This is a genomic window from Vibrio sp. ED002, from assembly GCF_023277445.1.
In the GTDB taxonomy this organism is placed as follows: domain Bacteria; phylum Pseudomonadota; class Gammaproteobacteria; order Enterobacterales; family Vibrionaceae; genus Vibrio; species Vibrio jasicida.
The window spans coordinates 1,232,181-1,244,516 of the sequence record NZ_CP080239.1 but is presented as its reverse complement, the minus strand read 5'-3'; the positions used below and the strand labels follow the sequence as shown (position 1 = coordinate 1,244,516).

Here is a 12,336-nt window from a genome sequence, read left to right as displayed (position 1 = left end):
AATAAGACTCAGCGCATCATTGTTCGTTATAAATGTTCGTTACTTCTGTGTGCGCTCAAAGCGACGTAGCTGCTCGTCACCACGACGAACTGCATTGTTTAGCGCAGCTTGTGCCGTTGCTTTGCCTGCCCACACTGCTTCTAGCTCTTCATTGATGATGTCGCGTGTTTGCAGGAAGTTACCAAAGCGAATGCCTTTCGAGTTTTCTGTCGGCTCGGTTGACGTCATTTGTAGAACCGCTGTATCAGTGCCAGGGTTCTTAGCGTAGAAGCCTTGTTCTTTCGTTAGCTCGTAAGCCGCTTTAGTGATTGGTAGGTAACCTGTGAACTGGTGCCAATCTGCTTGGACTTCTGCACTAGAAAGGTAAGAGAAGAACTTCGCCACGCCTTTGTATTCCTCGCTTGAATGACCACGAAGTACCCAAAGTGATGCACCGCCGATGATGGTGTTTTGTGGCTTCGCGACGATCTCTGAATCATAAGGCAGTTGCGCTACGCCGATATCAACGTCTTTCATGTTCTCTTTAATGCCAGCCAGACCTGCTGACGAGCCCATAGTCATCGCACACTCTTGGGTGTAGAACAGTGGCATACCATCAGATTGGCGACCGCCATATTTGAAGATGCCTTCTTTCGACCATTTGCCCATTTGGTTAATGTGACGAACAAACGCCGAATCATTGAACTTAAACTCGGTGTCTAAGCCAGCAAAGCCGTTGTTGTTATTGGCAACAGGAACATTGTTACGCGCACCAAAGTTTTCGATTTGCGTCCATGATTGCCACGTTGTGCTGAAACCACACTTCGCACCGGATGCCAGCAGCTTACGAGAAACTTCTTCCATCTCTTTCCATGTCTTTGGTGGGTTTGCTACGCCTGCTTTTGCGAACATGTCTTTGTTGTAGTAAAGCACTGGCGTAGAGCTATTAAATGGCAGGGAAAGCATGTTGCCTTCGTTTGTGGTGTAGTAACCCGTTACGGCTGCAAGGTAATCATCAGAGTTGAACGACTCTTTGGTGTCTTCCATCAATTGATAAACAGGATAAATCGCTTTGTCTGCGCCCATCATGGTCGCCGTACCCACTTCGAATACTTGTACAATCGCTGGCTGTTCTTTTGCTCGGAACGCCGCGATAGCACTGGTCATGGTTTCTGCGTAGCTGCCTTTGTAAACCGGTTTGATCTCGTATTCTGATTGGCTTGCGTTAAAGTCTGCCGCAATTTCATTAACCTTGTTACCTAGTGCGCCGCCCATCGCGTGCCACCACTCAACCTCTGTTTTTGCTTGTGCTTGCGTGCTAATGAATGCCGCTGCAACTGCAAGTCCGGCGAGGTGTTTAATAGCCATAATGATTCCTTTTCATTGGATGATTTGAACAGGTGTTTCCTTGCGAATGTTCATTTTGATTATGAATCCGCTCCAAAAAATTCAAATGAACATTAAATGACCCAAATGACGTTCTAGTTACAAAAAAATGAACTTATTTGAACATTGTTTTCATCACCATTTTGTAATCAAAGCGTCATTGAGGGTTGAGATAGTTCATTTGAAAACAAATGAAAAAGACGGAATAAAAAATGAAAATAACAGCACACCGCGGCTTATCCAGTTTGGCTCCAGAAAACACGTTATCGGCAATACAACGCGCCATTGAGTTTGGTTGCGAATGGATTGAAATCGACGTACAGCTTAGTGCGGACAACATTCCTGTTGTCATCCATGACAAAACGGTCAACCGCTGCACGAATGGTCGAGGCAAAGTCAAAGATCTGACTTGGGACGAGCTGAGATCGCTCGACGCAGGCTTATGGTTCGGTGATGACTTCGCAGGCGAACCTATCCCGAGCTTAGAAGAAACGCTTGATCTCACTTCAAGAGCGGGTGTGAAGCTTAATATTGAATTGAAGGTCTACTCCGGTGACGAAATCGACCTGTTGTGTGAAAAGGTTGCGCAGGTGATCGAGCACTTGGGTGTAGAAGCAGACGCGATTCTGTTCTCTAGTTTTAACACAGAAGCTTTAATGGCGATGAAAAACTACCTGCCAGAAGTAAGAAGAGGGCAGCTATGGCAAGAGATTCCAGATGATTCCGCTGTCGTGCTACAACACATCGATGCATACAGTATGCATTGTGATTACCGCTTCCTGACCGAATTGCAAGCTCATAAGATCAAGCAGTATGGTTATCAACTCTTCTGTTATACACCAAACTTTCCTCAATTAGTTGAAGCACATTGGCATTGGGGCGTGGATATGATGATTACAGATACGCCTCAACGTTATAAAGTAAAAGTGCCTTCAGCCATACGAGAACTCGCACTGAATGAATAATTTAAACGTCCGTCAACAAAGCATCATTGAACTGGTTCATCAGCAAGAATATTGCTCGATAGAAGAACTTGCCCAACGTTTCGAAGTCACAACACAAACCATTCGTCGCGACATCAATGAACTTTGTCGACTCGGACTCACCCGACGCCATCATGGTGGTGTCGGATTGCCCGCCACTTTGAGCAATCGCAGTTATGCCTCCCGCCAAGTCACCAATCAACAGGAAAAGCAGATAATCGCCGATGAAGTAGTCAAAGCTATCCCAAACGGAACGACACTGTTTCTAGGTATTGGTACTACGATTACTTTGGTTGCCGAACGTCTAGCTAATCACAGTGAGTTACGTGTGGTGACCAATAACTTCGAAGCGGCGCATATTCTTTCTCACTTTGAGAACATCGAAACTTGGATTCCGGGTGGTCGTATTCGTACTAACGATCGCGACGTGGTGGATGGTTCGGCAGAGCAGTTTTACGGCCAGTTTTCCGCAGACATCGGAATTATTGGCTGTGCAGGTATCACCGAAATCGCGCAGCCTCATTCAGAGATGGTCAATTTTGGTCGCACAGAAGTTGATACTCAGTTGTTTGCGATGGAACATGAATTGAGAGAAGCCAAGGTTAGCCAAGCAATTTTAGCCAACTCCGAACAAAAGTGGCTAGTGGTGAACAAGAGTAAATGGCAGCGAAGAGCCAATACTAAGGTGGCGCCACTCAATTATTTCGACCGCGTTTTCAGTAACTAAGCTTTTACTTACCATCCTTGTCTAACTCGTAGGAAAATCCGTTATTGATTCGACCAGCGTGATGCTTTTTCATCGCGATTCGCTATGCTTAGATGATTGAAAATAAAGAGGTCCTGTCATGTTTGAATCGGATAAAACCAAAGTAAGAAACTTGCTTGTTGCGACACGTTTTGGCGGAGCTATGCTGATTTCTGGTGTATGGAAGAGAAAGGAAGTTGCGGTGTAATCTGTTGATGCAGTTCTCCCCAGAACGATTAACAGAAAGGTACACCGCATGACTGATAATACTGTTGTTTCACTGAATACACCACAAGACCCACTTACTGAACTGATACGTCAAGGGGCTAGAGATTTGATTGCACAAGCTGTTGAAGCTGAGCTTCAACAGTTACTTGCACAACACCAGAATGTTATGGTTGACGGCAAGCAAGCTATCGTTCGCAACGGTTTCTTACCTGAGCGAACCTTGCAAACCGGTGTCGGTGATGTCGAAGTGCAAATTCCTAAGGTAAGAGATCGCTCAGGGCATGGCGTCAAATTTAATAGCAACTTGATACCACCGTATCTCAAGCGAACAAAGAGCGTTGCAACACTGCTCCCGTTACTCTATCTCAAGGGAATATCTACGGGCGATATGCTGCCTGCTCTGGAGTCTCTGCTTGGTAAGGATGCGAAAGGCCTGTCAGCCAACAGCATCTGTCGCCTCAAAGAGCGCTGGTATGCGGAGTACGAACAGTGGCGTAAGCGTGACCTCGGTAGGCGCCGCTATGTTTACATTTGGGCTGACGGTGTTTACTGTCACGTTAGGATGGACGATAAGCTCTGCTTACTCGTCATCATTGGTGTCGATGACACTGGACGCAAAGAAGTCCTTGGCGTTCTGGATGGTCATAGAGAGTCAGAAGCAAGTTGGACGGAACTCATTGAGCAGCTACGAGCGCAGGGATTACAGTTAGCACCGAAGCTCGCCATCGGAGATGGCGCGCTTGGCTTCTGGAAAGCGGTTGCTAAGTGCTGGCCTCAAACGACTCAGCAACGATGCTGGGTACATAAGACGGCGAATGTGCTTAACAAGGTGCCCAAAAGCGTACAACCACGAATGAAGGAAGCACTGCAAGATATCTGGATGGCAGAGACTAGAGATGATGCTTATCACGCCTTCTCAACCTTCCAGAAGCGCTTCGAAGCCAAGTATCCAAAGGCAACCGACTGCTTGGTGAAAGATAAAGCTGAAATGCTGGCGTTCTACGATTACCCAGCAGAGCACTGGGTTCATATCAGGACAACCAACCCAATAGAATCGATGTTCGCCACAGTACGTTTACGCACGAACAAGACGAAGAACTGTGGAAACAGAAAGACTACGTTGATGATGGCCTACAAGTTAATGCGCAGTGCAGAGACGAAGTGGCGTCGTCTACGAGGTTTTGCACTCCTAGCGGATGTTGTGAAAGATGTTCGCTTCATCAATGGAGTGAAAGAAATGGAGACTCATCAACAAGCTACTGCATGATCTTCCATACACCACATTTGACAATAGCTCGTTTTGGCGTCTCTACCTCTGAAATGCCAACCATTATTGGGGTGAAGCAAGAGAAAGCGCTCAAGCTGAATAATGAGCTGAAGCAAGAAGGGGAAGACATTCACTCGTTAGGGGAAGGGAACAACCTAGAAGAGTTGGTGCTGTATTCGATTGGTGAAATAGAGCCTTAATTGAGCCAACAAGAAACACAAAAAAGCCGCCCATCGTTGGCGGCTTTTTAGATCCTTCATTCAAACTAGTCGTGAATCGGCACAACCAGAATATCTACCGGAGACTTGTTGATCAGATGTCTTGAGTAAGAAATGATCTTGCTCCAGAAGTCTTGATGGTGGCCACAAATAAGCAGATCAACTTCTTGCTCTTTGATGGTCACTTCCAGTTTATCCGCCAAGTCACCCGTGCCAACGAAGAAGTGCTTCAATGGCTGCTCCATGTAATCGCTAAAGGACTTCAAGCACTCCATTGAATGTTCATTCAACGGTCTTTGGTCTGGGTTTGCTTTGATATCGACAAGCTCACGATAAATTTCGCCATGAGTACCATCGATATGAATAAAAGAAATCTCGGCACCGAGATAACTCGCCATAGATACCGCTCGGTCAATCAACACAGTACTCTCATCAGACAGTTCCAGTGCGACTAGGATATGTTTGTATTTCATAACCACGCCCTCTTGTGGAATACACTACCAATAGCATAGTACGCCTTTAACAAAAAATGTGTTGATAAGATCCCGAAATCGCTCAAAGTTTTGGCAAATTATCACTAGCCTAAGAGCTAGAAGAAGCAGAGGGGAGGACGAAAAAGAGCCGGTACTAATACCAGCTCAATTCAATCTCTAATGGCATGTCACAGCGTATTCTTTCTCCACACATCTCATCGGATGCGTTGAGGTGAACCAGTTTTGCAGAGGAGTATCCTTCTCCTCGAAAGTGGTCTCTTGCCTCGCAAAGGCTGGCAAATTTGAGCGGACTTTTGTGCTCGTTCAATATCAGTGATTTTGTATGGTTTTCCACATTGTAAGCGAGGTAGATACCACCCTCGACCGATTCAATCAAAAGATTCATAGCCGTTTCCCATTGGTGTTTTCACTCTTTGGCTATTACGGCGAGCGATGAATTTTAGTTCACTTCTGATGCTCGATTGCTGCCAACAAAAACTCAGTCACTTCTTGCACGTGCTCCGTTAACTCTGCTTGCGTTGGTTTTTCCATTCCCATTAAAACGCCAGAGCGAATCGACAGCAGCATGCCTGTCCAGAGGCGAATCTGTGTTTCCGGCTCCTTGATATCGAAACGATCTTGGAAGAACTGAGTGAGCTTGGCATCGGTATCGTCCGGACCGACTTCGCGGAAGATCGTCGTGATCTCAGGCGCTTTGGCGCTTTCTGCAATCAACAAGCGGAAGGTCGCCAAGTGCTCATCAGAAAGGTGGAAAGAAACAAAGTGTTCACCAAATGAGTTCAGCGCTTCTCGCAGATCATTCTTTTGTAGGTGAGTAATGAAGCCACCATCCATGTTTTCACCTATCTGGCGCAATGTTGCTTCAAATAGCACTGCTTTAGATGGGAAGTAGCGATACACGGTTTGCTTTGTCATGCCTGCTTGGGCGGAAATTTTATCCATGTTTGCTAACACATATCCCTCGGACAAAAAGTTCTCTTTCGCGGCTTCCAAAATAGCTCGGCGTTTCTTCTCTCGGTTTTGCTCGATCTTGCTCATGCTCAGATTCTCTTGATTTGATAATCATACTATATGGTATGATTTTTGTTGACACAACTCCGAAATTAGAAAATCATACTTATGAGTATGATTTGTTTCTTGAGGAGAAAGACGATGACGACGGCATTAATGAATAACCTAAACGCCAAAGGCGCACGCTTTGCCGGGGTGATGATCACCTTGGTTGGTGCACTGCTGATGAGCCTAGACCCAATTTTTATTCGCTTCTCGGGCGTGAGTGGTGTGGATACCGCATTTCTATTTGGCTTGTTTACCGCGATTTCGATGCCAATATTTATCCAACTTCGCGATGAGCGCGGTCTGGTTCGAGCGGTGAAAGAGAGCGGCTGGTATTTATTGTTGTCTGGCTTATTGATGCTCGGCAGTGCTGCTGGTTTGGTGATGAGCATTAAGCTCACCACGGTTGCGAATACCTTTGTGATTCTGAGCGCAGCACCAGCTTTGGCAGCATTGTTCAGCTGGTGGTTTTTGGGTGAAGTGACCCAGCGTTCGACGTGGGTTGCGATTGTTGCTGTGATGGTAGGTATTGCGATTGTGGTCTCTGGCTCTTTTAAATCGGGTAACTGGATTGGCGATGGTTTAGCAGTGTTTGCCGTGGTGTGTTTGTCGCTCAACCAGGTGCAACTGCGTAAGCATCAACACGTAAGCCGCATGGCAAGTGTTGGTTTTGGTGGACTGTTTTTAGCGATGGCAATGCTGTTTTGGGCAACGCCTTCAACTTACAGCGCGAATACTTGGCTGATTATGGGCTTGATGGGGCTATTTACTGCGCCGTTTGGGCGTGTGCTTTCACAAGTTGCGACTCGTTACATCACGGCACCTGAAGTTGGCATGATTCTGATGATTGAAACCGTGCTAGCACCACTTTGGGCATTACTCTTCTTTGATGAAATCCCTGCAATGGCAAGCATTCTTGGTGGCTCAATCATCTTGGTCACCATTTCCATTTACGCTTTTTCAGCGATGAAGTCAGAACAAAAATAGAGGTTGATATGAACACAATTCAAACCCCACAACTTGAGTTTATTGGGCAAATTCGCACGCCATATACTGATGTTTCTCAGTGCCCAAATAACATTCAGCCACAAGATGGACCTGTGTGTGAAATTCAACTTAAATCTCGGTATTACCAAGGGCTCGTAGGGCTTGAAGTCGAGCAGAAAATACTGGTTCTGTATTGGCTTGCTGGTGCGAACCGCCAACCTGAAATGCTGCAAGGGAAGAAGGGCACATTTGCGTTACGTTCTCCGCACAGACCAAACCCTATTGGCGCGGCGGTAATACCGATTGAGTCTATCGACGAGGGAGTAATTAAAGTGCGTGGGTTGGACTGCTTAGATGGCACGCCTTTGGTTGATATCAAACCTGCAATTTACTTTGAAGCATAGTCCTAGGTTTGTGCCCTTGTAAGCTAGGGCACCCAAACGAGCTCTCGGTCTGAAAGCGGCTTGTGACAGAAGTCGCTTGCTTTTTATACAACAAAACCTTTAGACTTTGCTCATCACTTCTCTAGGAGATTACGCCAACATGAGCAACTAAACCTGTCATCCAACTCTCATTTTATTTTTTTGGATTTACAGGGTTAGTAGGCGTAGCTCACTTTCCGATATTTCTTTGCAGTTACCATTTTTCTGTTTGAAGCGCTTCTATGGGCGCGTGTATTTGCATCGATCTCATCTCTAGATTTATCTCAAGCTACGGCTGTTGTCCCTGTTATACAGGAGGCAAATTATGCCAGTCTTACAGGCTTACAATATCAGTCATCAATTTGGTAACGGCGAAACGCTTTTTCAGCAAATCTCATGTTCAATGACCAAACGTCGTGTTGGGTTAGTCGGACGTAACGGTGTCGGAAAATCGGTGTTTGCATCGATACTCAGCGGTGAGCAAACCTCAACTAGCGGTACAGTAACCTTACCAAGGTCCTTTGCGGTGTATCGCCAGCAACCATCTTACTTGTTGGGGGGAGAGCTTTCGATTGCCCAATTTTTAGGAAAGGACAAAGTGCTAAGCGCACTCAAGCAGATCGAGATGGGCGATTGTTCTGAGGAGCTGTTTGAGGTGGTGGGTGAACAATGGGATTTGCCCATCCAACTTGCTAAGCAGTTAGAAACCATGGGTTTGCCGCCACAGCCAGACTTTCCTTGTTCGCAATTGAGTGGCGGGCAGTTAGCGCGTTTGCAACTGTGGCAATTGTTCGACAGCGAAGTGGAATTGCTGATCCTTGATGAACCGTCAAACCATCTTGATACGCATGCCAAGCAGTGGTTGATTGATTCGATGCGCAGTTTCTCAGGCGCGATTCTGCTCATCAGTCATGACAGAGAGTTACTGCGCGAAATGGAGGAAATCTGGGAGCTATCCGGTTTAGGTTTGCAAGTGTTTGGCGGTAATTACGACGTGTATGCTGAGCAAAAGCGCACCGAGCTGCAAGCGGTGGAACGCCAATTAGCTGCTGTCGATAAACAAAAAAAGCAATTGGAAGAGCAAGCTCAGCGCAATCGGGAGAAAGCAGAACAAAGAGCGGCTCAAGGTAACAAGCTGAGAAAGGATGGCAGTCAGCCGAAAATCTTACTGGATGGTATGAAAGACAAAGCCACAGCCCGAGCCGCCAGTCGTAATAAAAATGAGCAACTTCGCCAAGCGCACCTGCAAGAGAAAGAGCAAAGCTTGCGAGTGCGCAAAGAGCAAATCAAAGGGCAAAAACTGTATTTGGCAGACAGTCAAAGTCGCTCGCGAAAAGTCGTGTCGCTTTTAGAAGGTGTGTTGCCATTTGGGTCGGCTCAACCCATCACTGCGCAAGTTCATGCGGATGATAAATTGCATTTGTTGGGCAAAAACGGATGCGGTAAATCGACCTTACTGAAAACACTCTTGGGCGAGTTCTCATTGCAAAGTGGTGAGCTTCAAATCAATACGCCGCTTTATTATCTCGACCAACACTTTGGTGCGATACAGCCTGAACTCTCCATGTTGGAAAACCTGATGCAACATTGTGAGGGGATGAAAGAGAGCGATGCCAGAACATTACTAGCAGGCATCGGCTTTCGCCGAGACAGTGTATTTCGTTTGGGCAGCGTATTGAGTGGCGGCGAGAAAATGAAGCTCGCGATGCTGATCGTCAGTCATCAACCAACGCAGCCTTTGCTGCTCTTGGATGAGCCAGATAATCACCTCGATTTGGATTCGAAAATCATGCTTGCTCAGGCACTAAGCGCGTATCGAGGCGGCTTTATTCTTATCAGTCACGACCAAGATTTTGCCGCGGAGTCGGGCGTGTCTCGAAGCATTGAACTGAGCTAACAAGTTCTTGTCTATAACTCCACATTGCGGGGGATCACCGAAGCCAAGCAACTAGTTTGGCTTTGGTGACTTTAAAACCTTCACCAAGCAATTTTCTCAAAGCAATTAGAGTCCTTACTTCGATATGGGTAAGATGCTTGATGCATTACACAAAACAAAAACAGAAAAGGAAGTCTATGAAAAAGAAAACTTTAGCACTGGTGACCGCGTTTGCGATGACGGGCGTATTACCAGGAGCTTATGCCGAAGACTCAACAAAGGAATTGGTTGAACACGTACACAAAATGGCGGTGAAGTACCCAACGACAAAGAAAGTTGATGTGGTGGATGAGTATTTTGGTACCAAAGTTAGTGACCCATACCGCTGGTTAGAAGACGACCGCAGTAAAGAAACCGCAGATTGGGTGAAAGCGCAGAACCAAGTCACGTTCGATTACTTGGCGCAAATTCCTTATCGTCACCAGATCGAAGAACGCTTAACTCAGTTGATGGATTACGAGAAGTTAGGGCGACCATTCAAAGAAGGTGAATACACCTATTTCTATAAGAACGACGGTTTGCAAAACCAAGATGTGCTTTATCGCCAACTTGATGATGGCAAGCCAGAAGTCTTCCTCGATCCAAATACCTTTAGCGAAGATGGCACGACCTCGCTAGCGAATGTGAGCTTCACCAAAGATGGTTCTTTAGTCGCTTACAGCATTTCAGAGGGCGGTAGCGACTGGCGCAAAGTGATTGTACTTGATGCCGAAACCAAAAAGCCTGTCGGTGAGACGCTAGTGGATATTAAGTTCAGCGGCGTAAACTGGTTAGGCAACAAAGGTTTCTACTACTCAAGTTACGATAAGCCAGAAGGCAGCGAGCTTTCGGCAAAAACCGACCAACACAAGCTTTACTACCACGAGCTAGGCACTAAGCAGAGTGAAGATAAGCTTATCTTCGGTGGTACGGAGGCAGAGATGCACCGATACGTTCGTAGTTACACTTCCGACGACCAACGTTACCTGTTTATTTCGGCAAGCACTTCAACGTCTGGCAATAAGCTGTTCTTCAAAGATTTGACCAAGCCAGACAGTCCGCTGCAAACCATTTTGGATGACACCAATTCTGATACTTGGGTGATTGATAGCAAAGGCACCAAGCTGTATTTGGTCACTAACTTAGATGCACCAAACAAACGTGTAGTGACGGTGGATGCGAGCAACCCTGAGCCGAAGAATTGGAAAGATTTAATTCCTGAAACTGACAATGTGCTTAGCCCATCAACTGCAGGCGGTTACCTGTTCGCAAGCTACATTGTTGACGCACTTTCGATGGTCAAACAATACGATATGGACGGCAAGTTCATTCGTGAAATCAAGCTACCAGACATCGGCAGTGCTTACGGCTTTTGGGGTAAGAAAGAAGACGCTGAAGTCTACTACTCTTTCACCAACTACAAGACGCCAAGCACGACCTATCGCCTAGACATCAAAGACGGTGACAGCGAGGTTTACCACAAATCGAACGCACCATTCGATCCGGCAAAATTTGAATCTCGTCAGGTGTTCTACAAGTCGAAAGATGGCACCAAGATTCCAATGATCATTACCTACAAAAAAGGCACGCCGATGGACGGCAGTGCGCCAACGATCTTGTATGGTTATGGTGGTTTCAATATCAGCCTGACGCCTTACTTTAGTCCGAGTCGAGCAGCATGGTTGGAAATGGGCGGTATCTACGCTGTCGCGAACATCCGTGGCGGTGGTGAGTACGGCAAAGACTGGCACAATGCTGGCACCAAATTAGAGAAGCAAAACTCGTTTGATGACTTTATTGCTGGAGCTGAGTTCCTTATCGATAAAGACTACACCTCATCAGACAAGCTTGCGATTAACGGTGGCTCGAACGGCGGCTTGCTTGTTGGTGCAGTGATGACGCAGCGCCCTGAGCTGTTCAAAGTGGCACTGCCAGCAGTGGGTGTATTGGATATGCTTCGCTACCACACTTTTACGGCAGGAGCGGGCTGGGCTTATGACTATGGTACAGCAGAACAAAGTAAAGAGATGTTCAATTACCTCAAAGGTTACTCGCCAGTACACAACGTCAAAGCCGGCGTTAAGTACCCAGCAACTATGGTAACAACGGGTGACCACGATGACCGCGTGGTGCCAGCGCACTCGTACAAATTTGCGGCTGAACTACAGTCGAAACAAGCGGGTACAAACCCAACTTTGATTCGAATCGAAACCAACGCAGGTCACGGTGCAGGCACACCGACCAGCAAGGTTATTGAGAAAACTGCTGATGTTTACAGCTTTACTTTGTTCAATATGGGCGTTGAAAAGCTGTAAGCGAGAGGGCGGATTAACCGAAGAGCTTAAGCTCACTCACATTGGAATTAAAACGCAGTCTTCGGGCTGCGTTTTTTTGTTTAAGGTAGAACAGAAAAATATGCGATGCCAACGTAGTTCACATAAATGATATTGAAGAATTACCAAGAAGTGGAAGTATCGAACGCCAAGGTGAAATAACATTTTATTAATGAAAATACTTTACAGTTGTAGAATATATGTTTAATCCAACATGATTTATTTATTGGTGAAATTGCTGTGAAAGTATATAGCTAAACGCCTAGGTTGTTTCATTTCCCAATTGGTCGTTTATTTTCTCTTTGATTTTATTTCACATGTTC

12 protein-coding genes are annotated in these 12,336 nt (G+C 46.2%); 8 read left to right on the top strand and 4 right to left on the bottom strand.

Going from position 1 to position 12,336, the window contains the following annotated elements:
- Positions 1 to 39 precede the first annotated feature (39 nt).
- Complete coding sequence (gene ugpB / locus ITG12_RS22185; RefSeq protein WP_248874026.1) at positions 40 to 1,347, bottom strand: sn-glycerol-3-phosphate ABC transporter substrate-binding protein UgpB; 1,308 nt, start codon at positions 1,345 to 1,347, stop codon at positions 40 to 42.
- A 230-nt stretch (positions 1,348 to 1,577) separates the two neighbouring features.
- On the opposite strand from ugpB, the gene ITG12_RS22180 reads away from it, so the two are divergent.
- From ITG12_RS22180 to ITG12_RS22165, 4 genes are all read left to right on the top strand, one after another.
- Positions 1,578 to 2,330 carry a glycerophosphoryl diester phosphodiesterase gene (locus ITG12_RS22180; RefSeq protein ID WP_248874024.1) on the top strand — a complete coding sequence of 251 codons (753 nt, stop codon included), beginning with the start codon at positions 1,578 to 1,580 and terminating at the stop codon, positions 2,328 to 2,330.
- Positions 2,323 to 3,075: a DeoR/GlpR family DNA-binding transcription regulator gene (locus ITG12_RS22175; RefSeq protein WP_248874022.1), complete on the top strand. Its 753-nt coding sequence runs from the start codon at positions 2,323 to 2,325 to the stop codon at positions 3,073 to 3,075. The genes ITG12_RS22180 and ITG12_RS22175 overlap by 8 nt, the downstream gene beginning before the upstream one ends.
- Before the next feature lie 274 nt (positions 3,076 to 3,349).
- Positions 3,350 to 4,588 (top strand): IS256-like element ISVa19 family transposase, encoded by a 1,239-nt coding sequence (locus ITG12_RS22170; RefSeq protein ID WP_038874549.1) that lies wholly within the window; start codon positions 3,350 to 3,352, stop codon positions 4,586 to 4,588.
- A complete protein-coding gene (locus tag ITG12_RS22165; RefSeq protein WP_248874020.1) occupies positions 4,585 to 4,788 on the top strand; it encodes a hypothetical protein in 204 nt (67 codons plus the stop codon). Before ITG12_RS22170 ends, ITG12_RS22165 begins: the two co-directional genes overlap by 4 nt.
- 65 nt (positions 4,789 to 4,853) lie before the next feature.
- Here ITG12_RS22165 and ITG12_RS22160 read toward each other — a convergent pair whose 3' ends face one another.
- From ITG12_RS22160 to ITG12_RS22150, 3 genes are all read right to left on the bottom strand, one after another.
- The gene (locus tag ITG12_RS22160; RefSeq protein ID WP_009706243.1) at positions 4,854 to 5,279 is read right to left on the bottom strand and encodes a universal stress protein; all 426 of its coding nucleotides are present in this window, start codon (positions 5,277 to 5,279) and stop codon (positions 4,854 to 4,856) included.
- Positions 5,280 to 5,433: 154 nt separating this feature from the next.
- Entirely contained in the window at positions 5,434 to 5,685 is a 252-nt protein-coding gene (locus ITG12_RS22155; protein WP_033005935.1) for a DUF6482 family protein, read from the bottom strand.
- 59 nt (positions 5,686 to 5,744) lie between these two features.
- On the bottom strand, positions 5,745 to 6,338 hold the full coding sequence (locus ITG12_RS22150; RefSeq protein WP_248874018.1) for a TetR/AcrR family transcriptional regulator: 594 nt from the start codon (positions 6,336 to 6,338) through the stop codon (positions 5,745 to 5,747).
- Positions 6,339 to 6,452: 114 nt separating this feature from the next.
- On the opposite strand from ITG12_RS22150, the gene ITG12_RS22145 reads away from it, so the two are divergent.
- The 4 genes from ITG12_RS22145 (at position 6,453) to ITG12_RS22130 (ending at position 11,995) form a co-directional block, all read left to right on the top strand.
- The gene (locus ITG12_RS22145) at positions 6,453 to 7,343 is read left to right on the top strand and encodes a DMT family transporter (protein ID WP_248874016.1); all 891 of its coding nucleotides are present in this window, start codon (positions 6,453 to 6,455) and stop codon (positions 7,341 to 7,343) included.
- 8 nt (positions 7,344 to 7,351) lie between these two features.
- Entirely contained in the window at positions 7,352 to 7,747 is a 396-nt protein-coding gene (locus ITG12_RS22140; RefSeq protein ID WP_248874014.1) for an SAM-dependent methyltransferase, read from the top strand.
- 343 nt (positions 7,748 to 8,090) lie between these two features.
- Positions 8,091 to 9,662: an ATP-binding cassette domain-containing protein gene (locus tag ITG12_RS22135; protein ID WP_248874012.1), complete on the top strand. Its 1,572-nt coding sequence runs from the start codon at positions 8,091 to 8,093 to the stop codon at positions 9,660 to 9,662.
- Between the two features lie 176 nt (positions 9,663 to 9,838).
- Positions 9,839 to 11,995, top strand: a complete 2,157-nt coding sequence (locus ITG12_RS22130; RefSeq protein WP_248874010.1) for a prolyl oligopeptidase family serine peptidase — start codon at positions 9,839 to 9,841, stop codon at positions 11,993 to 11,995.
- Positions 11,996 to 12,336 lie beyond the last annotated feature (341 nt).

Excerpts from the sequence above, each read along its gene's own strand:
- ITG12_RS22150 (WP_248874018.1), bottom strand. The coding sequence starts at position 6,338 with ATGAGCAAGATCGAGCAAAACCGAGAGAAGAAACGCCGAGCTATTTTG.
- ITG12_RS22170 (WP_038874549.1), top strand. The coding sequence starts at position 3,350 with ATGACTGATAATACTGTTGTTTCACTGAATACACCACAAGACCCACTT.
- ITG12_RS22135 (WP_248874012.1), top strand. The coding sequence starts at position 8,091 with ATGCCAGTCTTACAGGCTTACAATATCAGTCATCAATTTGGTAACGGC.
- ITG12_RS22160 (WP_009706243.1), bottom strand. The coding sequence starts at position 5,279 with ATGAAATACAAACATATCCTAGTCGCACTGGAACTGTCTGATGAGAGT.
- ITG12_RS22165 (WP_248874020.1), top strand. The coding sequence starts at position 4,585 with ATGATCTTCCATACACCACATTTGACAATAGCTCGTTTTGGCGTCTCT.
- ITG12_RS22130 (WP_248874010.1), top strand. The coding sequence starts at position 9,839 with ATGAAAAAGAAAACTTTAGCACTGGTGACCGCGTTTGCGATGACGGGC.
- ITG12_RS22140 (WP_248874014.1), top strand. The coding sequence starts at position 7,352 with ATGAACACAATTCAAACCCCACAACTTGAGTTTATTGGGCAAATTCGC.
- ugpB (WP_248874026.1), bottom strand. The coding sequence starts at position 1,347 with ATGGCTATTAAACACCTCGCCGGACTTGCAGTTGCAGCGGCATTCATT.
- ITG12_RS22155 (WP_033005935.1), bottom strand. The coding sequence starts at position 5,685 with ATGAATCTTTTGATTGAATCGGTCGAGGGTGGTATCTACCTCGCTTAC.
- ITG12_RS22145 (WP_248874016.1), top strand. The coding sequence starts at position 6,453 with ATGACGACGGCATTAATGAATAACCTAAACGCCAAAGGCGCACGCTTT.
- ITG12_RS22175 (WP_248874022.1), top strand. The coding sequence starts at position 2,323 with ATGAATAATTTAAACGTCCGTCAACAAAGCATCATTGAACTGGTTCAT.
- ITG12_RS22180 (WP_248874024.1), top strand. The coding sequence starts at position 1,578 with ATGAAAATAACAGCACACCGCGGCTTATCCAGTTTGGCTCCAGAAAAC.